26 protein-coding genes are annotated in these 24,749 nt (G+C 28.6%); 24 read left to right on the top strand and 2 right to left on the bottom strand.

Annotated elements, in window-relative coordinates:
* Positions 1 to 15 precede the first annotated feature (15 nt).
* From def to IC219_RS05785, 16 genes are all read left to right on the top strand, one after another.
* The gene (def, locus tag IC219_RS05860) at positions 16 to 456 is read left to right on the top strand and encodes a peptide deformylase (RefSeq protein ID WP_227432474.1); all 441 of its coding nucleotides are present in this window, start codon (positions 16 to 18) and stop codon (positions 454 to 456) included.
* A 14-nt stretch (positions 457 to 470) separates the two neighbouring features.
* Positions 471 to 1,400, top strand: a complete 930-nt coding sequence (gene fmt / locus IC219_RS05855; RefSeq protein ID WP_227432475.1) for a methionyl-tRNA formyltransferase — start codon at positions 471 to 473, stop codon at positions 1,398 to 1,400.
* A gap of 9 nt (positions 1,401 to 1,409) precedes the next feature.
* Entirely contained in the window at positions 1,410 to 2,162 is a 753-nt protein-coding gene (locus tag IC219_RS05850; protein WP_227432476.1) for a DUF116 domain-containing protein, read from the top strand.
* A 69-nt stretch (positions 2,163 to 2,231) separates the two neighbouring features.
* Entirely contained in the window at positions 2,232 to 2,933 is a 702-nt protein-coding gene (locus IC219_RS05845; protein ID WP_227830778.1) for a zinc metallopeptidase, read from the top strand.
* A 61-nt stretch (positions 2,934 to 2,994) separates the two neighbouring features.
* Positions 2,995 to 4,320 (top strand): 16S rRNA (cytosine(967)-C(5))-methyltransferase RsmB, encoded by a 1,326-nt coding sequence (rsmB, locus tag IC219_RS05840; RefSeq protein ID WP_227830777.1) that lies wholly within the window; start codon positions 2,995 to 2,997, stop codon positions 4,318 to 4,320.
* An 8-nt stretch (positions 4,321 to 4,328) separates the two neighbouring features.
* A complete protein-coding gene (rlmN, locus tag IC219_RS05835) occupies positions 4,329 to 5,360 on the top strand; it encodes a 23S rRNA (adenine(2503)-C(2))-methyltransferase RlmN (RefSeq protein ID WP_227824205.1) in 1,032 nt (343 codons plus the stop codon).
* A gap of 19 nt (positions 5,361 to 5,379) precedes the next feature.
* Complete coding sequence (locus IC219_RS05830) at positions 5,380 to 6,132, top strand: Stp1/IreP family PP2C-type Ser/Thr phosphatase (RefSeq protein ID WP_227830776.1); 753 nt, start codon at positions 5,380 to 5,382, stop codon at positions 6,130 to 6,132.
* 16 nt (positions 6,133 to 6,148) lie between these two features.
* Complete coding sequence (pknB, locus tag IC219_RS05825; RefSeq protein ID WP_227830775.1) at positions 6,149 to 8,155, top strand: Stk1 family PASTA domain-containing Ser/Thr kinase; 2,007 nt, start codon at positions 6,149 to 6,151, stop codon at positions 8,153 to 8,155.
* A 107-nt stretch (positions 8,156 to 8,262) separates the two neighbouring features.
* Complete coding sequence (gene ymfI, locus IC219_RS05820; RefSeq protein WP_227830774.1) at positions 8,263 to 9,006, top strand: elongation factor P 5-aminopentanone reductase; 744 nt, start codon at positions 8,263 to 8,265, stop codon at positions 9,004 to 9,006.
* A 96-nt stretch (positions 9,007 to 9,102) separates the two neighbouring features.
* Positions 9,103 to 9,987, top strand: coding sequence for a ribosome small subunit-dependent GTPase A (gene rsgA, locus IC219_RS05815; protein ID WP_227432483.1), 885 nt, complete (start codon positions 9,103 to 9,105; stop codon positions 9,985 to 9,987).
* A gap of 4 nt (positions 9,988 to 9,991) precedes the next feature.
* Positions 9,992 to 10,663, top strand: coding sequence for a ribulose-phosphate 3-epimerase (rpe, locus tag IC219_RS05810; RefSeq protein WP_227432484.1), 672 nt, complete (start codon positions 9,992 to 9,994; stop codon positions 10,661 to 10,663).
* An 8-nt stretch (positions 10,664 to 10,671) separates the two neighbouring features.
* The gene (locus IC219_RS05805) at positions 10,672 to 11,313 is read left to right on the top strand and encodes a thiamine diphosphokinase (protein ID WP_227432485.1); all 642 of its coding nucleotides are present in this window, start codon (positions 10,672 to 10,674) and stop codon (positions 11,311 to 11,313) included.
* 130 nt (positions 11,314 to 11,443) lie between these two features.
* Positions 11,444 to 12,073 carry an HAD family hydrolase gene (locus tag IC219_RS05800; protein WP_227432486.1) on the top strand — a complete coding sequence of 210 codons (630 nt, stop codon included), beginning with the start codon at positions 11,444 to 11,446 and terminating at the stop codon, positions 12,071 to 12,073.
* Between the two features lie 56 nt (positions 12,074 to 12,129).
* Positions 12,130 to 12,786, top strand: a complete 657-nt coding sequence (locus IC219_RS05795) for a nitroreductase family protein (RefSeq protein ID WP_227432487.1) — start codon at positions 12,130 to 12,132, stop codon at positions 12,784 to 12,786.
* A 401-nt stretch (positions 12,787 to 13,187) separates the two neighbouring features.
* Positions 13,188 to 13,904: a response regulator transcription factor gene (locus IC219_RS05790; protein WP_227432488.1), complete on the top strand. Its 717-nt coding sequence runs from the start codon at positions 13,188 to 13,190 to the stop codon at positions 13,902 to 13,904.
* Positions 13,876 to 16,218 carry a sensor histidine kinase gene (locus tag IC219_RS05785; protein WP_227432489.1) on the top strand — a complete coding sequence of 781 codons (2,343 nt, stop codon included), beginning with the start codon at positions 13,876 to 13,878 and terminating at the stop codon, positions 16,216 to 16,218. The genes IC219_RS05790 and IC219_RS05785 overlap by 29 nt, the downstream gene beginning before the upstream one ends.
* Before the next feature lie 102 nt (positions 16,219 to 16,320).
* Here IC219_RS05785 and IC219_RS05780 read toward each other — a convergent pair whose 3' ends face one another.
* On the bottom strand, positions 16,321 to 17,076 hold the full coding sequence (locus IC219_RS05780; protein ID WP_227830773.1) for a MerR family transcriptional regulator: 756 nt from the start codon (positions 17,074 to 17,076) through the stop codon (positions 16,321 to 16,323).
* Between the two features lie 218 nt (positions 17,077 to 17,294).
* On the opposite strand from IC219_RS05780, the gene IC219_RS05775 reads away from it, so the two are divergent.
* Both IC219_RS05775 and IC219_RS05770 read left to right on the top strand, forming a co-directional pair.
* On the top strand, positions 17,295 to 17,771 hold the full coding sequence (locus IC219_RS05775) for an Rpn family recombination-promoting nuclease/putative transposase (protein WP_227432490.1): 477 nt from the start codon (positions 17,295 to 17,297) through the stop codon (positions 17,769 to 17,771).
* 97 nt (positions 17,772 to 17,868) lie between these two features.
* Complete coding sequence (locus IC219_RS05770) at positions 17,869 to 18,021, top strand: hypothetical protein (protein ID WP_009893656.1); 153 nt, start codon at positions 17,869 to 17,871, stop codon at positions 18,019 to 18,021.
* 160 nt (positions 18,022 to 18,181) lie between these two features.
* Here IC219_RS05770 and rpmB read toward each other — a convergent pair whose 3' ends face one another.
* Positions 18,182 to 18,370 carry a 50S ribosomal protein L28 gene (rpmB, locus tag IC219_RS05765; protein WP_003416297.1) on the bottom strand — a complete coding sequence of 63 codons (189 nt, stop codon included), beginning with the start codon at positions 18,368 to 18,370 and terminating at the stop codon, positions 18,182 to 18,184.
* 359 nt (positions 18,371 to 18,729) lie between these two features.
* Between rpmB and IC219_RS05760 the strand changes: the two genes are divergently transcribed.
* The 6 genes from IC219_RS05760 (at position 18,730) to IC219_RS05735 (ending at position 24,520) form a co-directional block, all read left to right on the top strand.
* A complete protein-coding gene (locus IC219_RS05760) occupies positions 18,730 to 19,080 on the top strand; it encodes an Asp23/Gls24 family envelope stress response protein (protein WP_227432491.1) in 351 nt (116 codons plus the stop codon).
* A gap of 18 nt (positions 19,081 to 19,098) precedes the next feature.
* Positions 19,099 to 20,742, top strand: a complete 1,644-nt coding sequence (locus IC219_RS05755) for a DAK2 domain-containing protein (protein WP_227432492.1) — start codon at positions 19,099 to 19,101, stop codon at positions 20,740 to 20,742.
* 80 nt (positions 20,743 to 20,822) lie between these two features.
* Positions 20,823 to 22,880 carry an ATP-dependent DNA helicase RecG gene (gene recG, locus IC219_RS05750; protein ID WP_227432493.1) on the top strand — a complete coding sequence of 686 codons (2,058 nt, stop codon included), beginning with the start codon at positions 20,823 to 20,825 and terminating at the stop codon, positions 22,878 to 22,880.
* Between the two features lie 58 nt (positions 22,881 to 22,938).
* Positions 22,939 to 23,493: a 16S rRNA (guanine(966)-N(2))-methyltransferase RsmD gene (rsmD, locus tag IC219_RS05745; protein WP_227432494.1), complete on the top strand. Its 555-nt coding sequence runs from the start codon at positions 22,939 to 22,941 to the stop codon at positions 23,491 to 23,493.
* Position 23,494: 1 nt separating this feature from the next.
* Complete coding sequence (gene coaD, locus IC219_RS05740; protein WP_227432495.1) at positions 23,495 to 23,992, top strand: pantetheine-phosphate adenylyltransferase; 498 nt, start codon at positions 23,495 to 23,497, stop codon at positions 23,990 to 23,992.
* A 3-nt stretch (positions 23,993 to 23,995) separates the two neighbouring features.
* Positions 23,996 to 24,520 carry a hypothetical protein gene (locus IC219_RS05735; RefSeq protein WP_227432496.1) on the top strand — a complete coding sequence of 175 codons (525 nt, stop codon included), beginning with the start codon at positions 23,996 to 23,998 and terminating at the stop codon, positions 24,518 to 24,520.
* The last annotated feature ends 229 nt before the right edge of the window (positions 24,521 to 24,749 follow it).

Here is a 24,749-nt window from a genome sequence, read left to right as displayed (position 1 = left end):
TTAGGAGGAAGTGTAATGGCTTTAAGACAAATAGTTCAAATAGGAGAACCAGTACTAAGAAAGAAATCAAAAAAAGTTGAAAAAATTGATGCAAAAATAATACAATTGTTAGACGATATGGCAGAAACTATGTATGATGCAGATGGTGTTGGACTAGCTGCACCTCAAGTTGGAATTTTAAAAAGAGTTGTAGTAATTGATATTGGAGAAGAACTTATAGAACTTATAAACCCAGAAATAATAGAAACATCTGGAGAACAAATAGATGATGAAGGTTGTTTAAGTGTTGTTGGAGAATCTGGAGAGGTTAAAAGACCAAACTATGTAAAAGTTAGAGCTTTAAATAGAAATGGAGAAACAATAGAGCTAGAAGGGGAAGAACTTTTAGCTAGAGCGTTTTGTCATGAAATAGACCATCTAGAGGGAATACTGTTTGTTGATAAAATAGAAAAATAGTAGGGGTTGATTTGATGAAAATAGTATTTATGGGAACTCCTGATATAGCAGTTCCTTGTTTACAAAAAATAATAGATGAAAAGTATGAAATACTAGGAGTTGTAACTCAGCCAGATAAACCAAAAGGAAGAGGTAAAAAACTTGGCATGAGTCCAGTAAAAGAACTTGCAATTGAAAATAATATACCTGTATATCAACCAATTAAAGCTAGAGACAAAGATTTTATAGATACAATGAAATCTTTAAAGCCAGATGTAATGGTAGTTGTAGCTTTTGGGCAAATACTTCCAAAAGAAATATTAGAAATTCCTAAGTTTGGATGTATAAATGTCCATGTTTCTTTACTTCCAAAATATAGAGGTGCGGCGCCTATAAATTGGGTAATAATCAATGGCGAAGAAAAAACTGGTGTTACAACTATGTATATGGATGAAGGGTTAGACACTGGAGATATGATATTAAAGACAGAAGTAAATCTTGATGAAAATATAACAGCAGGAGAACTTCATGATAAAATGATGAATATAGGAGCAGAAACTTTAAAAGAAACATTAAAGTTGATAGAAGCAGGAACTGCTCCAAGAGAAGTACAAAATCATGAGGAATTTTCTTATGCACCAATAATGAATAAATCACTAGGTAATATAGACTTTTCAAAAAATGCTAAGGAAATACACAATCTAGTTAGAGGTGTAAATCCATGGCCAAGTGCTTATACTACTTATAATGGTGTAACGATGAAAATCTGGAAAACTAAAGTATTAGAGGAAGAAAGTAACAAAGAAGCAGGTACAATAATTGAGGTAAATAAAGATGGCATAAAAGTAAGTACTAAAGATAAGGTACTTTTAATTGAAGAAATTCAGATGCCAAATAAAAAGAGAATGCTAGTTGGAGAATATATAAAAGGAAATACTATAGAAATTGGTGTAGTATTGAGTTAGGTGAAAAGTATGACAGATATAAAAAAGTATTTAACAAGTGTTGGTATCTTAGTCTTAATATTAGGGATTTTAATGGGGGTTGCAAACTTTTTTATAATTAGTTTGACTCAAATATTTTCCTTAGGAATAAATGCTGTAGTAATATCACTAATACTTATAATACTATGCTCAACAATAGTTACGTATAGAGTAATTAAAGGAAAAAATGTTAACTCAAATATAATGAAAATAAATTTTAAAATTGTTAGTGTATTATTTCCCATTATATCTTTTATTGCATCATCATTTGGTATGTCAAAAAGTGAAATTAGAAGAATATATATAAAATTAAATAATGAATATATATACAGTAATAAATATAATTTTAATCCAGAGGATATAATAATTTTAATACCTCATTGTATTCAAGAGAATAGTTGCAAACTAAAAGTTACTAATGATATAGATAATTGTAAAAAATGTGGAAAATGCAATATAGGAGAATTAGCTGAGCTAAATAAAAGTGTTAAAGTAAAAGTATTTGTAGCTACAGGAGGGACTCTAGCTAGAAAAATTATAATTGACAATAAACCTAAAGCTGTTATAGCTGTTGCATGTGAGAGAGATTTAACATCTGGAATACAAGATATAAAAAAAATTCCTGTTTTAGGAGTATTTAATAAAAGACCTAATGGACCTTGTATAAATACTAATGTAGACATAGTAGATATTGAAAAAGCTATAAGCTTTTTAACAGGAAAAGAGATATTAGCTTGTAATTAAACTGTTTTTAAGTTATGTGAATATTAAAGAGGATGTATAATAAAAATATATTTTAGGAGAGTGTTATTTATGTACCCTGTATATGGCGGCTTTTGGGGATTTGACCCAACGATGATTATATTAATTCCAGCTATATTATTCACTGTATATGCTCAATTTAAAGTGAGCTCAACAACAAATAAGTATTTAAGAGTAAATACACGTAGAGGATATACTGGAGAACAGACAGCAAGAAGAGTACTTGATTCAAATGGTTTGTATGATGTAAGGATAGAAATGGTTAGAGGTCATTTAAGTGACCACTATGACCCAAGAAGAAAAACTGTAAGATTATCAGAAGATGTATATTATGGAACATCAATAACTTCTGTTGCAGTAGCTGCACATGAATGTGGTCATGCAATGCAACATGCTAAAGGTTATGCACCTCTTCAAATAAGAAGTAGTTTGGTGCCAGTAGTAAACTTTGCTTCAAGTATTTCTTGGTTTTTAATATTTATAGGATTTATTATGGCTGGGCCATTTCTAAAAATTGGGATACTATTGTTTTCAGCTTCAGTACTATTCCAAATAATAACATTGCCTGTAGAATTTAATGCTTCTAGTAGAGCAATTGTTCAACTTGGAAATCTAGGTATTATAGATGAGGGTGAGGTAAGACAAAGTAGAAAAGTGCTTTCAGCAGCAGCTTTAACATATGTTGCAGCAGCACTAGTTTCAATACTTCAATTACTTAGATTGTTACTAATAGCTCAAAGAAGAGATGACTAAAAATAAAGTGGGTTGTTTAGAAACAACCCTTTTTTATGTTTAATAAAAGGGAGAAATTTATATGGATGCAAGAGAAATTGGATTTAAAGTATTATGTGATATAGAGAAAAATAATAACTATTCAAATATTGCAATAAATAAGCATTTTAAAAACTTAGAAATAAGCGATATGGATAGAGGACTTGCAACAGAGTTAATCTATGGAGTAGTAGAAAATAAATATTACTTAGATTATATAATTAATAAACTTTCAAAAATAAAAGTAAAAAAAATGTCAACTTATGTTAAAATCTTTTTAAGAATGGGAACATATCAAATTTTATTTTTAAATAGTATATCAGATTATGCAGCAGTTAATGAAACTGTTAAGTTATCTAAAAAATATGATAAAAAATCTTCTGGTTTTATAAATGCTATTCTTAGAAATGAAATAAGAAATAAAGATACTATAATGGACATAGCTGAGGAAGATAGTGTAAAATACTTATCTATAAAGTATTCTTATAACTCTTGGATTATAAAAAATTGGATAGAAAATTTTGGACAAGAATTTACTGAAGATTTATTAGAAGCAAACAATGAAAAACCTAGTATTTATATAAGAACAAATACACTTAAAATTAGCAGAGAAGAGCTTATTGAAAAATTAAATGAAAAGGGTATTATGTGTTTGAAAGTCCCTATGGTGGAAGAAGCTATAAAAGTCGAAAAATTAAAAAATATAGAAAATAATGAGTTATTTAAGGCTGGTTTATTTACAATTCAAGATATAAGTTCTATGATAGTAGGGAAAGTAATTAATCCAAAGGAAGATTCATTGATTTTGGATGTATGTAGTGCTCCTGGTGGAAAATCTACTCACTTAGCCACTTTAATGAATAATACAGGTCAAGTAATAGCTAGAGATATTTTTGAGCATAAACTAAAGCTTATAAAAGCTACTGTAAATAGACTTGGTCTAAAAAATGTATGTGTAGAAGGATTTGATGCTTCTGAAATTGATGAAAATAGCATAAATAAATTTGATTATGTTTTAGCAGATGTTCCTTGTTCTGGTCTTGGTATAATAAGACGTAAACCAGAAATTAAATATAAGAAAGAAGAAGAGTTGGAAGATATTACTTCTATACAAAAGAAAATATTAGAAAATGCATCAAAGTATGTTAAAATTGGAGGAACTTTAGTCTATAGTACATGTACAGTTCAAGATATGGAAAACATAAATATAATTACTTCTTTTATTGAAGAATATAATAATTTTGAATTGATTCCAATTGACACAATAAACGTAGATTTAGACAATCAAGATAAAGGATATTTAAAAATATATCCTAATATTCATGGTATAGATGGGTTTTTTATAGCAAAATTAAAGAGAATAAGGTAGTGAATAGAATGGAAGATAAAAAAATAGTATTAAAAAACTTTACTGAAGATGAACTCAAGGAATTTATGAAAACTATAGATGAAAAACCTTTTAGAGGGAGCCAAATATTTTCTTGGATATACAAAGGTGCAAAAACTTTTGATGACATGAATAATATACCAAAAAGTTTGAGAAATAAATTAGAAGAAGTTTCATGTATAGGTCATATAGATATAGAATTAAAGTTAGAATCTAAGGTAGATGGCACAAAAAAATATTTGTTTTTATTAGATGATGGAAATATAATAGAAACTGTGATGATGGATTATGACAGTAGGGTCACTGTTTGTGTTTCTAATCAAGTAGGTTGTAGAATGGGATGTAACTTCTGTGCATCTACAATGGATGGATTGATTAGAAACTTAGAACCATGGGAGATTTTAGACCAAGTTATTAAAATTCAAGAAGATACTGGAAAAAGAGTATCAAATCTTGTTTTAATGGGAAGTGGTGAGCCACTTGACAATTTTGAAAATACAAAACAATTTTTAAAAATAATTAATGAAAAAAATGGTCTTAATATAGGGTATAGACATATAACTCTTTCAACTTGTGGGATAGTGCCTAAAATGTACGAGTTGGCTGATTTGAAAATAGCTATAAATTTGGCTTTATCACTTCATTCACCATATGATGAAGAAAGAAGAAAGATTATGCCTGTAGCAAATGCATATTCTATTAAAGAAATACTAGATGCCTGTAGATATTATATAAAAAAGACAAATAGAAGAGTTACATTTGAATACTCTCTTATAAAGGGTGTAAATGACTCAGAAAATGAAGCAAAGGCATTAGCAAAGCTTTTAAAAGGTATGCTATGCCATGTAAATTTAATACCAATAAATAAGGTTGAAGAAAGAGAATATGAAAAGCCAGACAAGGCATTTATTTATAAGTTTAGAGATAGTTTAGAGAAAAATAATATACCTGCTACAGTTAGAATGTCTATGGGTTCTGATATTAGTGGAGCTTGTGGCCAATTGAGAAGAAAATACAAGTAATATGTAAGGAGGAAGTCGTATGGTTTATAGTTGTGCCTCCCATATAGGAAAAGTAAGAAAAAACAATGAAGACTATTGTGAGGGAGAAGTTATAGATACAGAACATGGTACAATAGGAATATTTGCCATAGCTGATGGAATGGGTGGACATAAAAAGGGGGAAGTCGCCAGTAAGTTAGCAGTAGAAAATATAATTGATTTTCTAAAAGAAAACTTATTACAGCATGATAATGTAAAAATAGACTATATAGATGATATACTAAAACAGGCTTATAATAATGTAAACTCAATTGTGCACAAGAAATCTATGGAAGATATAGCATTTGAAGGAATGGGAACTACATTAGTTACAGCTATAGTGTATAATAATGTCTTATATGTGGCAAATGTTGGAGATAGCAGATGTTATTTGTTAACAGATGAAAAATTTGATAAAATAACTATAGACCATTCTGTGGTTGAAGAACTTATGATGGCTCATGTTATTACAGAAGAAGAAGCGAGAAGACATCCACAGAGAAATAGAATAACTAGAGCAATTGGAACAGATGATATGGTTGTTGTAGATATTTTTAAGAAGGAAATCAAAAAAAGTGATATAATACTTCTTGCAACAGATGGATTAACTGGGTTTATTTATGACGAAGATATAAGAAGTTTAATATTAGATTACGAATATGAGAGAATTAGTGATATAAGTGATGAATTGATAAGCATGGCCAATGATGTTTCTGGTAAAGATAATGTTTCGGTGATAGTAATAAAAGTATAATTAGGACGGTGATATTGTGGGAGATACAATTTTAGGAAATCGATATGAAATCATCAGGAAGATTGGTGATGGAGGAATGGCCTTTGTATATGAGGCTAAAGACAGATTATTAAACAGGACTGTTGCACTTAAAGTACTCAGACCTGAATTTGTAGATGACGATGAATTTTTAACAAAATTTAAAAGAGAAGCAGAAGCAGTAGCAAGCCTTTCACATCCAAATATAGTAAATGTATATGATGTTGGGGAAGATGGAAAAGTTCACTACATTGTAATGGAATTTGTAGATGGAAAAAATTTGAAGGAAATTATACAGGATGAAGGGATATTAGACGAATATACCGCACTGGATATAACAAAACAAATAGCTATGGCACTTAGTGCTGCACATAAAAAGGGGATTATACATAGAGATATAAAACCTCATAATATTCTCATATCCAATGAAGGAAGAGTAGTAAAAGTAGCTGATTTTGGTATAGCCAAAGCTGTCTCAAATTCAACTATGACTAATATTGGTAGTATAATAGGCTCAGTACACTATTTTTCACCAGAGCAAGCTAAAGGAAAGTTTGTAACTAATAATGCAGATTTGTATTCTTTAGGAATAGTTTTATATGAAATGCTGATAGGAAAAGTACCATTTAGAGGAGATAGCCCAATTTCTATAGCACTTCAACATATCAATGATGATATAGATTTTACATCAGAAGAAAAAGTTAGGATTCCTCAAAGTGTAAGAACTACAATAAAAAAGCTTACAGAAAAATCTAGTGCAGATAGATACCAAACTGCTGAAGAGTTAATAGAAGATATAGATTATATAGAAAAAAATATTGACTTAGATTTTATAAAGGAATACGATGATTTTGCAACGAAGAAAATTGATGAAAAAGAGATTAATAAAGCTGTAAATCCAGTACTTGCAAAGCCAGTTCCGGAAAAAGTAGTTAAACCTATAGAAGTTGCTGATTTAGATGAAGATGAAGATTATTATGATGATTTTTATGAAGAAGAAGATGAAGACGATGAAGATGAGGAAGAGATAATGAGAGCTAAAAAGAATCAAAAACCTAAGAATACTCAAAGTAAGAGGGCTAAGAAAAAGAAGAAAAAACAAGAAAGTCCTAAAGCTAGAAAAAGACTAAAAGTAGTCGCGGCAGTTTTGATAGTAATCTTATGTGCACAAGTATTCTTAGCATATAAATTTTTATTTGCTGGAGGATTTGGTAGTAAAGATTTAACTGTTCCTAATCTTGTGAATATGACATTAGAGGAAGCACAGAGTGCGGTTGAAAAAGAAGGATTGTCCTTAAGTGTAAAAAGTGAAGAGTATAGCAGTGAGGTAGATAAAAATTGTATAATATCGCAGACACCTGAAGGTGGAAGTACAAATATTAAAAAAGGTGACACCATAAATGTCGTTGTAAGTAAAGGTGCAAACGAAGCTTCAGTTCCCAATGTAGTAGGTATTACTTTAACTAATGCAAAAAAAATTATAGAGGAAAATAAATTGAAAGTTGGAACTGTCAAGTATGAGTATAGTTCAGTATATAAAGAAGGTACAGTTTTAAGTCAGAGCCCTAGTTCTGGTTCATCAAGTGTTCAAGAAGGTGATGAAATAGACCTATATGTTAGCAAAGGCTCAGAGAAATCAAATACGCCAACACCAACAACACCAAATAAGACTCCAACAACACCAGATGAGAATGATACAACAACACCTGGTTCAAACTCAGGAAATAGTGGAGGAAGCTCAGGAGGTTCAAACTCAGGAAATAGTGGAGGAAGTTCAGGAGGTTCAAACTCAGGAACTAACGGAGGAAATTCAGGAAATAGTGGAGGAAACTCTGGAAATAGTGGAGATAATTCAGGAAATAGTGGAGGAAACTCCGGAAATAATGGAGATAATTCAGGAGACTCAAACTCAGGAAATAGTGGAGATAACTCAGGAGGTTCAAACTCAGGAAATACTGGAGAAACTCCAGCAGGAACTGGTGGAAATATTGGTAAATCAGAATAAATAGTAGCTAAAAATAAAAAGCTGTCCTTTTATAGAAATTATTTTCTTTAAAGGGGCAGTTTGTTTTGTATAAAATATTAGATTAATTATAAGGGGGATAAATATTTATGAATAAAAACAATAAAACAGTTTTGGTAACAGGAGGCTCTAGAGGAATTGGAAGAGCAATATCTAAAATATTTGCAAAAGATGGGTATAATGTATTAATAAACTTTAATAAATCAGAAAATGAGGCTAAAGAATTATATACTGTATTAAACGAAAAGGGTTTTTCTGTAAAATTATTTAAAGCTAATATTTCAAATAGAGAAGAAGTCGAAAATATGATAGATTATTGTATAAAGGAGTTTGGAGGATTAGATTTACTTATAAATAATGCTGGTATAAGCCAAGATAAGTTATTTACAGATATAACTGATGAAGATTGGGATAATATGATGAATATTAACTTGAAAGGAAGTTTTTATTGTTCACAAATTGCTTTAAAATACATGATATCAGAAAAAAAAGGAAACATAATTAATATATCTTCAATTTGGGGTATATCAGGTGCTTCTTGTGAAGTACATTATTCTGTATCAAAAGCAGGTATAATAGGAATGACAAAGGCATTAGCTAAAGAAGTTGCTCCATCAAATATTCGAGTAAATAGCATAGCACCAGGAGTTATTAATACAGATATGTTATCTGAATATAATGAAGATGAGATAGATGTTCTTGTAGAGGAAACTCCTTTAATGAGATTAGGAACACCAGAAGATATAGCAAATTGTGCTATTTTTTTAGCATCTGATAAATCAAGTTTTATTACTGGTCAGGTAATTAGCCCAAACGGAGGATTTGTTATTTAAAAAAAATGTGGTATTATATAAAAATAGGAAAGAATAACACTATATACTACTCATAAACAGTATAGGTTTATATAATTTTATAAAGGGAGGTATTTGATGCTAGAAGGAAAAATTATAAAAGGGATTAGTGGATTTTATTATGTAGATACAGAAAAAGGTCTTTATGAATGTAAGGCTAGAGGTATATTTAGAAAGCAAAAAGTAACACCTTTAGTTGGTGACAGAGTTAAAATAAGTGTTGTTGATGAAGATGAAAAAAAGGGAATTGTGGAAGAAATAGATAGTAGAGACACAGAACTTATAAGACCACCTATAGCAAATGTAGATAAGGCACTAATAGTATTTGCAATAAAAAATCCTAAACCAAACTTATCTCTTTTAGATAGATTTATAGTTTTGGCAGAAAAAGAAAATTTAGAAACTGTAATAATCCTTACAAAAGCAGATTTAGATGATGATAACATATTAGAGCATGTTAAAAAGATATACGAGCTTAGTGGATATAAGGTTATTCCTGTAAGTAATGTCACTAAGTTAAATATAGATAAAGTAAAAGATGAATTAAAAGAAAATGTAGTAGTATTTGCAGGACCGTCTGGAGTTGGAAAATCGAGTTTATTAAATGAAATAGATGAAAATTTTCAACTGCAAACAGGTGTAGTAAGTGATAAAATAAAAAGAGGAAAACATACCACTCGTCATGCTGAACTTTTAAAGTTGGAGTTTGGTGGAATGGTTGCAGATACACCAGGTTTTAGTTCACTTGCACTTGAAGACATAGAAGAAGTTGAACTTAAAGATTATTTTATAGAATTTGATAAATTTAATGATTGTAAGTTTGGTTCAAAATGTATTCATGAAAATGAACCTAATTGTGCTATAAAAGAAGCTGTTGCAAATGGAGAAATATCTAAAGAAAGATATGATAGTTATATACAGCTACTAAATGAAATAAGACAAAATAACAGTAGGAGGTATTAGAAACATGATTAAATTAGCACCATCAATATTATCAGCAGATTTTGCAAAATTATTAGAGGATGTAAGAAAAGTGGAAAGTGCAGGATGTGAATATCTTCATATCGATGTAATGGATGGACATTTTGTACCAAATATCACACTAGGACCACTTGTAGTTAAAAGTTTAAAAAAAGAGAATATAAATATGGTATTTGATGCTCATCTAATGATAGAGAATCCAGACCAATATATTGAAGAGTTCGTAAAAGCAGGATGTGATATAATAACTGTTCATCAGGAAGCTTGTACACATCTACATAGAACTATACAAAATATAAAATCACATGGAATAAAGGCAGGTGTAGTGCTTAATCCAGCAACACCAATAGATACTATTAAACATGTACTATCTGATTTAGATATGGTGCTTTTAATGTCTGTTAATCCTGGATTTGGAGGACAATCATTCATACCTTGTGTGTTAGATAAAATTAAAGAATTAAAAACACTTATAGATAGTAAAGGATTAAATATTGATATAGAAGTTGATGGTGGTATAAGTCCTAAAAATGTGGCTGAAGTTGTGCAAGCAGGAGCTAACGTAATAGTAGCAGGCTCTGCAATATTTGGAAGTGATGACATTCAAGAAACAGTTAATTTATTTAGAAAGAATGCTTCTCTTGAAGAATTAGTTTAGACTTAGGTATGAAAATCTGTATTGTTTTAAATGGTGAAATTGAAGATTATAAAATTACAAGAGATATTATACTTAAAGAATGTTATGACTGCATAATATGTGCAGATGGAGGAGCAAATCACACCTACAAAATGGATATAATACCAGATTATATTTTGGGAGATTTAGATTCAGTAGAAGAAGACAAGATAAATTTCTATAGAAATCAAGGTGTTAAATTTGAAAAATTTCCATCTAAAAAGGATGAAACTGATACAGAACTATGTCTTTTTTTAGCTAAAACTCTTAAAGCTAACCATATTGATTTTTTTGGTGCTTTAGGTGGGAGAATTGACCATACCCTTGCAAATATAAAGCTATTATATTATTTAAAAGAAGATGGCATATATTCTAGGATACTCTCAGATAAAGAAGAGATGTATATAGTTGAAAATGAAGAATTTACCTTGTTTGGAAACAAAGGAGATACTATTTCTGTAATAGCTGTAAAAGGAGATGCTAAAGGAGTAACACTTACTGGCTTGGAATATCCTTTGGATGATTATTATATGAAGTATTCAGTACCTATTGGAATATCCAATGTTATGTTAGGGAATTCTTGTAAAATTAAAGTAGAGCAGGGATGTGTACTTGTAATTAGAAATTTATAAAAATGGACTTTAATAATTGATTTTATATTACAGAGCAGATACAATCAAGTAAAATATATTTATAATTGTATCTGCTTTTTAATATATAATTATAAATAAATAATAATTTTTGACGCAAGGGGGATTTTTTGTGATAGACAGTATTATTTTTGATTTAGATGGAACTCTATGGGATTCAACTGAAGGAGTATGTAAGGTATGGCAAGAGGTCTTAGATAAACGTGAGGATATAGGTTTAAATGTTACAGTAGAATTATTTAGAAGTGTTATGGGTCTTTCATTTGATGAAATAGCAAAGCGTTTCTTTCCAGATTTAGATGAAGAAGAAAGAATGAATATATTAGATGAATGTTCTGCAAGAGAATGTGATTACTTATCTGAATATGGAGGCAAATTATTTGAAGACATAGAAAATACTCTTGGAGAATTATCTAAAAAATATAAATTATTTATAGTAAGTAATTGTCAAAAAGGATATATAGAATCTTTTTTAAAAGCACATAAGCTAGAAAATTACTTTATAGATTTTGAGTGTCCTGGAAATACTGGATTGCATAAAGGTGAAAATAATAAACTCATAATTGATAGAAATAAACTAACTAATCCAATCTATATTGGAGATACTCAAGGGGATGCAAATAGTGCTAAATTTGCTGGGATTCCTTTTGTATATGCAAAATATGGTTTTGGAAATGTGGATGAGTATGATTATTCTATAGAGTCATTTAAAGATTTGTTAGAACATGATATATTAAAATAAGGGAAGTTTAAAGTTTGTTTTTAAATTAAAAAAATAATCTACAGGGGGACTTAAAAATGGAATTACAAGATACTATTTACAAAAGACAAAGTGTAAGAAAATTTAAAGAACAAGATGTTTTAGATGAAGATATTTTGAAAATGGTAAAAGCAGCAGGGGCAGCTCCATCAGGTAAAAACATTCAAAACTGGCATTTTGTAGTTATAAAGCGTCGTGATTTAATGGAAAAGATAGCAGATGTGATAACTAAAAAACAACAAGAAATACTTGTAGAGATGGACAAAGTATCAGTAGAAAAAGCTAATAGATTTAGAAAATTTGTGCCAAACTTTACTTTATTTTATTTAAAAGCTCCAGTTTTGGTATTAGTTTTTACAAAGGTATACAACCCATCAGGCTATTATGAGTTAGAACTTATAAATGCACCTAAAGAGACTATAGATAAGTTATTTATAAGAAATCCAGGCATGCAAAGTTTAGGAGCAGCAATTGAAAACTTTACATTATCAGCAATTGAACTTGGATATGGTTCTTGTTGGTTGACAAGTCAAAACTATGCAGCAGATGAGATAGAATCTGTTTTAGAGGCAGAAACAGGGTTTGAAAAAGGCGAATACTTTTTAGGTGCAATGTTAGCACTTGGAGTACCAGAAGACAACTTAAGAAGTCCATCTAAAAAACCAGTGGAAGACATATGTACATTTATAAAATAAAAACAAGAATTTTTATAAAAAGTAAATAAACTAAAAATAAATATGCAAAAACTAAAAAGTAGATTTTATTGATATTAAATTTATGTTTCAGGTTGTTGATTTAATTAATACAATAATACCTACTTTTTTTGTGTATATTAAAACAAGTAAATTTAAATCTTTAGAAAATCTTTAGAAAAGTATATATAATATCTTAAGTTTTTAGCTTTAATATTAGATATATAAATAAAGTAAAACAGTATTGAAGTTAAATTAAAGGGAGGGTTCTAAAATGGACATCAAAGATAAATAATTAGAATAGACCACTATAAATTTATAAAAAAATGGAAAAACTTCTATCATATTGTATAATCATATATGTAAAGGTAGTTTATAAATTAATTGATATAAAGGAGATTAAAATGAATTCATATAATATTTTGGTGGTAGAAGATGAAAAGGAAATAGCAGATGCTATAGAAATATACCTTTTAAATCAAGGGTATAATGTTTTTAAAGGTTACAATGGATTGGAAGGTCTTAAAATTATAGAAAGCCAAGAAATACACTTAGCTATAGTTGATATAATGATGCCTCAAATGGATGGAATAACGCTTACAATGAAACTTAGAGAAAATCATAATTTTCCAGTGATAATGTTATCTGCAAAATCAGAAGAAGTTGATAAAATAATGGGGCTTAACATCGGAGCGGATGATTATGTAACAAAACCTTTTAAGCCATTAGAGTTATTGGCTAGAGTTAATTCGCAACTTAGAAGATATACTAAGTATCTAAATATGATAAAAAATAAAGAAGAAAGTTCAGAAAATAATGAAGGTATATTTGTAATAGGTGGATTAGAATTAAATGAAAATACAAAAGAAGTCAGTATTGATGGAAATTATATAAAAACAACTCCTATAGAATTTAAGATATTAAGTTTACTTATGAGAAATGCAGGAAGGGTTTTTTCTGCAGACGAAATATATGAAAGAGTTTGGAATGAAAATGCTGTAAACACAGATACAGTTATGGTACATGTTAGAAATATAAGGGAGAAGATAGAAATTGACCCAAAAAATCCAAAATATTTAAAGGTGGTGTGGGGTGTTGGATATAAAATCGAAAAAATTTAAGGAAAAATATATAATCAGTGTGATAGTCTTTATACTTATGTTATCAGCATCATTAGGTATGATTAGCCAATATTCGACTATACAGTCAGCTGCTAAAGGTGGAGCTAAAAATCCATTTGAGCAAGAAGGATTTGTAGATAGCATATATAAAGGAAGTTATGTTTTAGACCACAATATGAAAGAAGAACAAGAAGGTAAGATGATACAACCTTCGAAGCTTTTTTTAAGTGAAGAAACTATAAATTATATAAAAAATACTAGTAAAGAGAAAAGCGCATATGAAGGTTCAGAAACCTATTACACTGATGAGAGTATTAATGCAGATTTTAATGAAAAATTTGATGAATGGGAATCTTTTATTGATAATTCAAGTAAAAACTTAAAATACTATTTAGTTGATAAAGAAAATAACTTTGAGCTTTTTAATGAGAATAAAGAGTTAAAAGCACTGGATACAACAAAAAATGACACTTCAAAAGAGGAATCTGATAAAAAGCAGCCTCAAGAGACAACTATGAATGATGAGGAAAGACAAGAAAAGATTAAAAATATAAAAGCAAATTATAGGTTTTACCTTGTGATGAATTTTGATAAAGATGGAAAAGTAAATATTGTAGACTCTTATGGAGTAGACCAAAAGATTATCAGCCAAATGTTATTATCTAAATCTAGAGAAGATTTGATGGAGACAGATTTAGATGGAAATTCAATCTCATATAAATTATCTCCAATAAAAAATAAAACATTGGTATATGCGGTACCTAAAGTAATAAGCCAAGATAATTCATATAGCTCATATAATAATTATGGGATGATTTATAGTAGTGATGATATAAGTAGATATATAAATAATGTAGAGAATAATTCTTATTATGAAATTTCTGCAATGATTATAAAAATCATAATATCTATAGTTGTAATTGTAGCTGTAGCATTTCCATATAGAAAATCTAAAGAGTTATTAGGGTTTGAGATAATCACAAGAATACCGTTAGAGTTACTTTTTATTGCTATTGTTATTATACAGAGTATCGTAGCTTTATATCCTACTGATATAATAAGTAACACATTGAATGGAAATTATGTCGAGTATCTAATAAAAAATGATATAAGTGGTAAAATGGCAAATATATTAGTAAGCTCAATGAATTTAATTTATTGGTTTGTAATCTTCTCAATAATATTTGTATTTATAGTACTTTTAAAACATATTCTAAACGTTGGAATAAAAGAGTACTTTGTAAAAAATACTTTGACAGGGATGTTTCTAAAATGGTTTAAAAAATCAAGTAAAGTAGTTATTAATCAAGTTAGAATGACAAATTTAAAAGAAAAGCCAAATAAAACTATAGCTATAATTTTAGCAGTAAACTTATTAATTATAGTTATAATGTGTAGTATGTGGTTCTTTGGAATAATACTTGCATTAATTTACTCAATAGTTTTATTTAAGGTATTGTCAGATTACTCTAAGAAAACAATACGTGAATACAATCAACTTTTAGATGTTACAAAGAAAATTTCAGATGGAAATTTAGAAGCAAATATGGAAGATGATTTAGGGTTCTTTAATCCTATTAAAGATGAGCTTGGAAATATTCAATCTGGATTTAAAAAAGCTGTAGATGAAGAAGTTAAAAGTCAAAAAATGAAAACAGAGCTTATATCAAATGTGTCACATGACTTAAAAACACCTTTGACATCTATAATCACTTATATAGATTTACTAAAGGATGAAAATATAACAGATGAAAATCGTAAAATGTATATTGATACATTGGATAGAAAGTCACAAAGACTACAACACTTAATAGAAGATTTATTTGAAGTGAGTAAAGTAAATAGTGGAGATGTACACTTAAACATAGTAAATGTAGATATTATATCTCTAATGAAACAGACATTACTAGAATTAGATGATAAGATAGCAGAGTCATCACTGAAAATAAAAAATAATTTTTCTAGCGAAAAAATAATATTACCATTAGATAGTCAACGTACATTTAGAGTATTTGAGAATCTTATAATAAATATAAGTAAATATGCAATGCCAAATTCAAGAGTATATATTGATATTTTAGAAACAGATAGACAAGTAAATATCATGCTTAGAAACATGTCAGCAACTGAAATTGATTTTAGTGTAGATGATATTATGGAGAGATTTGTAAGAGGAGATAAGTCACGTAATACAGAAGGCTCTGGACTTGGTCTAGCAATAGCAAAAAGTTTTGTAGAGCTACAAGGTGGTAAAATGAAGATAGATATAGATGGAGATTTATTTAAAGTTACAATTACTTTTAATAAAAACTAAGTTAGATTTTTATCACAGATTATAACTATATAATTTGAAAAATAAAATTTTTTAAGAGTGCTATTTTAAAGTAGCACTCTTTTTATTACTTTACATTGATTGTTATCTTGTATAGAATACTATGGAATCTCTTAGAAACTTTGCTAGTCCAGGCTGTTCTTTATCATAATATGATGTAAAACGTTCATCATCTAAATACATCTGTGCTAAAGCAGCATGAGCTTCCTTAGAGTAGGTATTCCAAGTGTAACTCAACCATTTATGATGCAATCTCACAACTTCTTGAGAAAGTTCATTAGATGCATCACCAGTTTTAAAAGCTTTTTTGAGTTTACTAATTATCTCAGTACTTAAATCTTGCCAATTTTCATAATCTTTTTTAGACATATTTTTAAACTTTCTATTTGATTGATTGATTACATCTTCACCATATTTTTCCCTAATTTCAGTTCCATAATTTTTTTCATTTTCATCAATCATCTTTTCTTTAAAACCTTCAAATTTTTCTAAATCTGTCATAATATATTTTCCTTCCTTTAATGCTATAGTTTTAGTTACATTTTTTATCAGTAAGTCAATTTGTTTTCTTTTAGCTAGTAATTTGCTATGATGTTCTTTTAATGCATTTAGACTGTCAAAAGTTGGTGAATTTATAATGTTTTTTATATTTTCTAAGCTGATGCCTAACTCTCTATAAAAAAGTATTTGTTGTAGCTTATTAACTTCATTTTGACCATATATACGATAACCTGAGGAATTTATTTTAAGTGGCTTAAGAAGCTCGATTTCATCATAGTATCTAAGGGTTCTAGTACTTATACCAGCTATTTTACTTAATTTCTGAACTGTATATTCCATAAGTAATACCTCCTATAAATTAAATATACACTTTTACGCAACGTCAATGTCAATATATTAAAATATAAAAATTCATATCTTTTAATAAAAATATAAAAAAATATCTTTATTGGATATTTTAATCATAAGTGTCAATAATCACTAGTGAAAATTAAAAAATAAAATTTATAGATTATTTTTATCAAAAGATAGAGAATCTATAACCTGGGAGGAATTGTATGAATTTAAAAAGAAGCAAAGAAAAACGTGAAGAATATAGAAGGTTATATTCAGATAAAGAAAGTTTTTTAAGTTTGATTCAAAATTTTACAAGCGTCTCAATAGCAAAGGAATTAACTCTTAAAAGTATAGAGTTAGAAACATCTTTTATATGTGAATATAAAGGAAAGGAAGTAGATATAATTTATAAAGTTTTTTCTAAAAATCGTAAAATTTCACACTATATAGTGTTGGAGTTTCAAACAGAAATGGATACTGAGATTGTACCAAGATTAAAATCATACAGAGAGCAAATTTGGAAAAGCTTTATAATGAAAAAGAGTCTTGAAGAAATAGAAAGCAAAGATTTTAAACTCCCAAAAGTTATACCAGTAGTTCTATATAGTGGACCTGAAAGGTTAAGTAAAAAAAGAGGTATTTTAGATATTATAGAATCAGCATCAGAAGATAGTAATAATTCCAGTATAAAAAATTAAAATTACATAATGTATTTATCGGTCTAAAATAGGAACTTATCGCATAAACTTAAATATGAAAATATTTGTAGATACAAGTTCTATGTGGAGGTGTTCCATGAGAAATAACAAGTCTAAGGTATTGCTAGGAATACTGTGTCTAGCAACAGGAATGGCAGTAATTTTATCTATGTTGCTTCCTGGCTGGATTTGGTCAGCACTTACCGCATTAATACTTATTGGATGTGGAGCATTATTATTTTTTTGTTAAAATAATTTTAACTATAAAGTGTGGGGTGAGTATTGATGAAAGTAGTAACAATAAAGTTACCAAAATGGATTTCAAACATAGTTTTAAAATTTATGAGAAAGAGTAAAAATGATTAAATTTAAAAAGCCTACTTTCGGAAGTAGGCTTTTAAACGTGGCTATTAAGCTCTTTCAATTTTACCAGAACGTAAACATCTAGTACAAACTTTTACTCTCTTAGGAGCTCCATCTATAATCGCTCTTACGCTTCTTAAATTAGCTGACCATGTTCTTTTATTATGTTTATTTGAGTGTGATACTTGGTTTCCAGAAACCTTACCTTTACCACATACGCTACATACTTTTGCCATCTACGCACACCTCCTTAAAATGATAACTATTTAAAGACTAAAAACATATTTATATTATCATAAATAACAAAAATTTGCAATAGAAATATATATTTGCCTTACATATATTGAAGAATTTCTCATTATCATATAAAATTATATATATAATTTTATATAAAGTAAATATATTTGAAAAATAATTATTATTTTTCTTTAAATATATAGACAGTACAAGAAATTTTATCCAAAAACTTTTCTAGGTTTAAATTATACCATATTTATAGTATGATATGATTATAATTTTATATAATAAATAAGTAAAAATAGTAAAAAATAAATTAAGAAACATTTTTAATAAAAAAAACTTAAGGGGGTCAACCATGAGTGCAAAGGTAATGAATCAATATGGAAGTATAGAAATAGATAATCAAGTAATAGCTCAAGTCACATATAGAGCTGCAATGGAAAGTTATGGTCTAGTAGGTTTAGCATCTAAATCTAAAGGAATAGTAGAATTATTAAAAGGTGAAAATGCTACTAAAGGTGTTAGAGTAGAAGAAGTAGAAGAAGATGCCATAGCAATAGAACTTTATGTTATAATACAATATGGTACAAATATATCTACAGTTGCAAATAACATAATAGATAGAGTTAAATATGTAGTTGAAAAGATGACTGGTGTAAGAGTCACTAAAATTGATATTAATGTACAAGGAATAAGAGTGAAGTAATTTTATAGGAGGAAAGAAATGATTCAGTATATAGATGGTAAAAGGTTAAGAGAGATGTTCATTTCAGGTGCAAACAATCTCCAAAACAATAAAGATTTAGTTGACAAATTAAATGTATTCCCTGTACCAGATGGAGATACAGGGACTAATATGTCCTTAACTATATCTTATGCCTTAAAAGAGTTAGCGAAAGTAGACAATGATAATATATCAGACATCGGAAAAGCACTATCTAAAGGTTCTTTAATGGGTGCAAGAGGAAACTCAGGAGTTATACTTTCACAAATAATTAGAGGTATAGCTAAGTCTATAGAGGGAAAAAGTAAATTATCAACAGATGATTTAGCAAAAGCTTTTAAAAATGGTTCTGATACAGCTTATAAAGCTGTAATAAAACCAATTGAAGGAACTATACTTACTGTAGTTAGAGAGAGCGGAGAGTTTGCAGTAAAAGCTGCTAAAAAAGAAAAAGATGTAGTAAAGTTTTTAAGTATGCTTGTAAAGGAATCAAATGCTTCACTAGAAAGAACTCCAGACCTTCTAAAAAATCTGAAGGATGCTGGTGTAGTTGATTCTGGAGGAAAAGGGCTTGTACTTATATATGAAGGTATGTTAGCTTCTATGAAAGGTAACAATATAGAAATAAAAAATACTAGCCTAGACACTAATATTGCAACAAATATAGACTTCCCAAAGAATAGTACTGGCACAGATGATATAAAATACTGTTATTGTACAGAATTTATACTAGAAAGTTCTAAAGTAGAAGATACGAAAATACGAGATATAATGATGGCTTATGGCGATAGTTTAGCAGTAGTTGGAGATGATGGAGTCATAAAGGTACATGTACACACTAATGACCCAGGAAACGTGCTTCAAGAAGCTCTAAAGTATGGTCAATTATTAACTATAAAAATAGAAAATATGAAGTTACAACATGAAAATACAATATTGGAAGTAGAAGAAAAAAAAGAAAATGATAGTGAGCCTTTAGAAGAAGAAAGAGAATTTGGATTCATAGCTACTTCAATGGGTGAAGGATTAGCAAATATATTTAAAGACTTTGGTGTTGACCATATAATAGAAGGTGGTCAAACTATGAATCCAAGTACTGAAGATTTTATGAATGCCATAAAGGATATAAATGCTAAAAATATATTTATTTTCCCAAATAACAGCAATATAATAATGGCTGCTAACCAAGCTAAAGAATTGAGTGATAAAAATATAATAGTTATACCTACAAAAAACACACCTCAAGGATTTGCTGCATTAGTAACATTTAATGGAGAATTAAGTGAAGATGAAAATGAAGAAGCTATGATGAATGCTTTAAATTCAGTTAAATCAGGTCAAGTAACTTTTGCTGTTAGGGATACAGTAATGAATGAAATTGATGTTAAAGAAGGTAATATAATTGGAATTGCAGAAGGTAAATTATTATCAGCAGGGGATTATGTAGATGAAGTAACATCAAATCTTATTGAAAAATTGGTTGATGAGGATACTGCTATAATAACTTTATTCTTTGGTGAAGATGTTACAGAATCTCAGGCAAATGAACTTCGTACTTCTTTAGAAGAAAAATTTGAAGATGTAGATGTGGAATTATATTATGGAGGACAACCTCTTTATTATTACTTAATTTCAGTTGAATAATGATTATAAGAACCTGTATGACCATGTAGCTTTTATAAAGTTGGTTGTACAGGATTTTTGTGTAGTAGGTGATATATTTGTTGGATTTATATAAAGATGTTCAATATGTTAAAGGGATAGGACCTAAAAAGGCATGTAAGCTAAATAAGCTGGGTATATTCACATTAAAAGATTTATTGTATTATTTTCCAAGGCAATTTGAAGATAGAAACAATCTTAAGAAAATAGCGCAGTTGGAGAATGATGAAAAAGCTACAATAAAAGCAGTAATATCAAATATAAATACATTTAGTCCAAAAGAAGGAATGACTTTAACAAAGATTGATGTAAAAGATGAAACTGGTTCGGCTAAACTAGTGTTTTTTAATAAAACTTATATAAAAAATACATTTAGACCTGGAGATTCAATATTGGTTTTTGGAAAAGTTAAGAAAAGATTTAATAACTTAGAACTTACATCGTGTGAATTAGAGTACCTTACTAATTCACCTAAAAATACATGTAGATTTATGCCAGTGTATCAACTTACATATGGTGTTACAAATAAAGAGATTATGAGCATAATTAAGACTGTACTTGAAGATAAGGAATTAATTATACAAGAATATATGCCACAAAGAATTATAGAAAAATATAGATTATGTAATATAGATTTTGCAGTTAGAAATATTCATTCACCAAGCAATAAGGAATCGTTAAAAATAGCTTTATATAGAATTGTATTTGAAGAATTACTTATATTACAGTTGGGACTGTTTGTATTTAAAAGTGGAAGAAATAAAGAAAACGGAATAAAATTTACAACAAGTGAAAGTTTAAAGAATATAATAAGTTCTTTACCATTTAAATTGACTAAAGCTCAGAATAGAGCATTAGATGAAATTATAAATGATATGAATTCTGATAAAATAATGAATAGATTAGTTCAAGGTGATGTAGGTAGTGGTAAAACAGTAGTTGCTCTCTTAGCACTTGCAAATTGTGTCTTAAATGGTTATCAAGGAGCTTTGATGGCACCTACAGAGATATTAGCAGGACAGCATTATATTTCACTTACTGAAACCTTAAAAGATTTTGGTATAAATGTAGGTCTATTAATAGGTAGTCTTACAAAAAAACAAAAAGATATGGTATTAGAACAAATTAAAAATAATGAAATTGATATATTGATAGGAACACATGCATTAATTGAAGATAAAGTTGAATTTAATAATATTGGTCTAGTTATAACAGATGAGCAGCATAGATTTGGAGTTATGCAAAGAAGTAGACTTTCATTAAAAGGAATAAATCCAGATATACTGGTAATGACAGCAACACCAATACCAAGAACATTAGCACTTATACTTTATGGAGATTTAGATATTTCTATTATAGATGAACTCCCACCAGGTAGACAGCCAATAGAAACACTTGCTATTGAAAAGAGCAAGAGAGATAGAGCTTACAATAACCTAGTAAGAAGAGAAGTTGAATCGGGAAGGCAAGTATATATTGTATGTCCACTAGTTGAAGAAAGTGAATCAATAGAAGCTAAGTCAGCTGTTGAATTAGTAGAGGAATTAAGAGCTGAATACTTCTCAGATTTAAGACTTGGACTTCTTCATGGGAAAATGAAATCAAGTGAAAAAGATGAAGTAATGAGTAACTTTAAGAATAAAGAAATAGATATTTTGGTTTCAACAACAGTTATAGAAGTTGGGGTCAATGTGCCAAATGCAACTCTAATGATAATAGAGAATGCTGAAAGGTTTGGACTTGCACAATTACATCAGCTTAGAGGTAGAGTTGGGAGAGGAAGCCATAAGTCATATTGTGTGCTAATTTACGACTCTAAAACAGATGTATGCAGGCAGAGAATGTCTATAATGGAAGAAACAAATGATGGGTTTAGAATTTCAGAAAAGGATTTAGAAATAAGAGGACCTGGAGAGTTTTTTGGGACCAGACAACATGGACTTCCAGAATTAAAAGTAGCAAATTTGTTTAAGCATATAAAAATATTAAAATTAGCACAGCAGGAAGCTCGATATATATTAGGTGAAGATAATAATCTACAATTGAAAGAGAATATTCCACTTAAAAAGGAAATTATAGATAAATTTAAAGATACATTGGAAGAAATTTCATTAAATTGATTTTAATTTATGTTAAAATATTATTGATGTAAGAATGTGCTGAAGGGAGATTGTCATATTGAGAGTAATTTCAGGAAAAGCAAGAGGATTAAAATTAAATACTCCAAAAAATGAAGATGTAAGGCCAACAACAGATAGAGTAAAAGAGTCTTTATTTAATATAATAAATTCATATATAATGGAAAGTGAAGTTCTAGATTTATTTGCTGGAACTGGTTCTTTAGGGATAGAGTGTTTGTCAAGAGGTGCCAAAGAATGTACTTTTGTAGATATTAGTAAAGAAAGTATAGAAATTGTTAAATCTAATATAAAAAAAGCAAGGGTTGAAAATGAGAGTTTTATTTTAAACCTTGATTTTAAAACTGCTATAGATAAGCTTAAGTTACAAAATAGTAAATTTGACATAATTTTTATGGACCCTCCTTATTATAAAAATATGTTTATAGAAGCTATTGAAAAAATTGATAATTCCAATTTATTGAATGAAGATGGAATAATAGTTGTAGAACATGATACTAATGATTTATTTCCAGATAAAATATGTAAGTTAGAAAAAACTAAAGATAAAAAATATGGAAATACTACATTAACTTTTTATAAGATGGAGGCATAAAATGGAAAATAAACCTAGAAAAGCTATATTTGCAGGAAGCTTTGACCCAATCACTAATGGACATTTAGATATTATTTGCAGGGCTTCGAAGTTATTTGACGAATTACAAATAGGAGTCCTAAATAATCCTAATAAAAAAGGTCTATTTAGCTTTGATGAAAGAGTAGAACTTATAAAAAAAAGTACAAGCCATCTAGAGAATATAAAAGTTGTAACTTTTGATGGGCTATTAATAAGTTACTGTCAAGAAAATGGAATTGGAGCATTAGTTAGAGGTGTAAGAAGTGGTGCAGATGTTGATTATGAGCTTCAAATGGCTCATATGAATAGAGAGCTTAATCCAGATATAGAGACTATAATTTTACCAAGTTGTACAAAATATTCATTTATAAGTTCATCTTTAATAAAAGAGGTTTTGCTCTTTGATGCTGATATAAAAAATTTGGTTCCAAAAATTGTTTTGGAAGAATTAAAGAAAAAAACTACTGGGGGTAATTGATATATGAAGATAGATTTAGAAATGATTGAACTATTTGATCAGTTAGAGGAGATATTTAGAAGTGCTTCTACAATTCCGTTTTCTCATAAATGCACTGTAGATAAGGATGAAGTTTTAGCAATAGTTAATGATATAAGAACTTTAATACCAGAGGAAGTAACACAGGCAGTCTGGATAAATAAAGAAAGAAATAAAATAATAAGCCAAGCTAAACAAGATGCTACAAACATAGTTGAACAAGCACAAAAAGAAGCTGAAAGAATACAGCAAGAATATCAAGAAAATATAGAAGAATTAAAGAAAAATTCTGAAGATGTAGTAAAAGCCTATGTAGAGTCAAGTGAACCTGTTGTTCAAGCAGACCAAAGAGCTAAGGATATAGTTGATAGGGCTGAAAGAATAGCCAATGAGATAAGAATTGGTTCAATTGAATATGCAGAAGATGTGCTTTCTAGTGTTGAGTATAATTTAAAAGAAATATTAGAAGAAATAAAAAGAGATAAAGCTGAACTTAGACCTAAAAAATAAACTTTTTTAAGTAGATGAAAACAGACCATATAATTATATGGTCTATTTTTTGTGTTGTAATTTAATAAAAGAGACTTTAAAATTAAAAATTTTACTAAAAGATTCTAGTTTATTTTAACTATATTTATTGCCATAAAAAATAAAATTAAAAATGGCACTATAGAAAAAAACTATAATAAAAAAAAATATATAGAAAAAACTGATTAGACAAGAAATACATGCTTTGATA

This window comes from Clostridioides sp. ES-W-0018-02 (assembly GCF_020658175.1).
In the GTDB taxonomy this organism is placed as follows: Bacteria; Bacillota; Clostridia; order Peptostreptococcales; family Peptostreptococcaceae; genus Clostridioides.
Note: the sequence above shows the minus strand (reverse complement) of the source record. Positions and strands in the feature narration are given on the sequence as shown.

What these genes read in the sequence shown, in the direction of transcription:
- def (WP_227432474.1), top strand. Translation starts at nt 16, where the DNA reads ATGGCTTTAAGACAAATAGTTCAAATAGGAGAACCAGTACTAAGAAAG.
- fmt (WP_227432475.1), top strand. Translation starts at nt 471, where the DNA reads ATGAAAATAGTATTTATGGGAACTCCTGATATAGCAGTTCCTTGTTTA.
- IC219_RS05850 (WP_227432476.1), top strand. Translation starts at nt 1,410, where the DNA reads ATGACAGATATAAAAAAGTATTTAACAAGTGTTGGTATCTTAGTCTTA.
- IC219_RS05845 (WP_227830778.1), top strand. Translation starts at nt 2,232, where the DNA reads ATGTACCCTGTATATGGCGGCTTTTGGGGATTTGACCCAACGATGATT.
- rsmB (WP_227830777.1), top strand. Translation starts at nt 2,995, where the DNA reads ATGGATGCAAGAGAAATTGGATTTAAAGTATTATGTGATATAGAGAAA.
- rlmN (WP_227824205.1), top strand. Translation starts at nt 4,329, where the DNA reads ATGGAAGATAAAAAAATAGTATTAAAAAACTTTACTGAAGATGAACTC.
- IC219_RS05830 (WP_227830776.1), top strand. Translation starts at nt 5,380, where the DNA reads ATGGTTTATAGTTGTGCCTCCCATATAGGAAAAGTAAGAAAAAACAAT.
- ymfI (WP_227830774.1), top strand. Translation starts at nt 8,263, where the DNA reads ATGAATAAAAACAATAAAACAGTTTTGGTAACAGGAGGCTCTAGAGGA.
- rsgA (WP_227432483.1), top strand. Translation starts at nt 9,103, where the DNA reads ATGCTAGAAGGAAAAATTATAAAAGGGATTAGTGGATTTTATTATGTA.
- rpe (WP_227432484.1), top strand. Translation starts at nt 9,992, where the DNA reads ATGATTAAATTAGCACCATCAATATTATCAGCAGATTTTGCAAAATTA.
- IC219_RS05805 (WP_227432485.1), top strand. Translation starts at nt 10,672, where the DNA reads ATGAAAATCTGTATTGTTTTAAATGGTGAAATTGAAGATTATAAAATT.
- IC219_RS05795 (WP_227432487.1), top strand. Translation starts at nt 12,130, where the DNA reads ATGGAATTACAAGATACTATTTACAAAAGACAAAGTGTAAGAAAATTT.
- IC219_RS05790 (WP_227432488.1), top strand. Translation starts at nt 13,188, where the DNA reads ATGAATTCATATAATATTTTGGTGGTAGAAGATGAAAAGGAAATAGCA.
- IC219_RS05780 (WP_227830773.1), bottom strand. Translation starts at nt 17,076, where the DNA reads ATGGAATATACAGTTCAGAAATTAAGTAAAATAGCTGGTATAAGTACT.
- IC219_RS05775 (WP_227432490.1), top strand. Translation starts at nt 17,295, where the DNA reads ATGAATTTAAAAAGAAGCAAAGAAAAACGTGAAGAATATAGAAGGTTA.
- IC219_RS05770 (WP_009893656.1), top strand. Translation starts at nt 17,869, where the DNA reads ATGAGAAATAACAAGTCTAAGGTATTGCTAGGAATACTGTGTCTAGCA.
- rpmB (WP_003416297.1), bottom strand. Translation starts at nt 18,370, where the DNA reads ATGGCAAAAGTATGTAGCGTATGTGGTAAAGGTAAGGTTTCTGGAAAC.
- IC219_RS05760 (WP_227432491.1), top strand. Translation starts at nt 18,730, where the DNA reads ATGAGTGCAAAGGTAATGAATCAATATGGAAGTATAGAAATAGATAAT.
- IC219_RS05755 (WP_227432492.1), top strand. Translation starts at nt 19,099, where the DNA reads ATGATTCAGTATATAGATGGTAAAAGGTTAAGAGAGATGTTCATTTCA.
- coaD (WP_227432495.1), top strand. Translation starts at nt 23,495, where the DNA reads ATGGAAAATAAACCTAGAAAAGCTATATTTGCAGGAAGCTTTGACCCA.
- IC219_RS05735 (WP_227432496.1), top strand. Translation starts at nt 23,996, where the DNA reads ATGAAGATAGATTTAGAAATGATTGAACTATTTGATCAGTTAGAGGAG.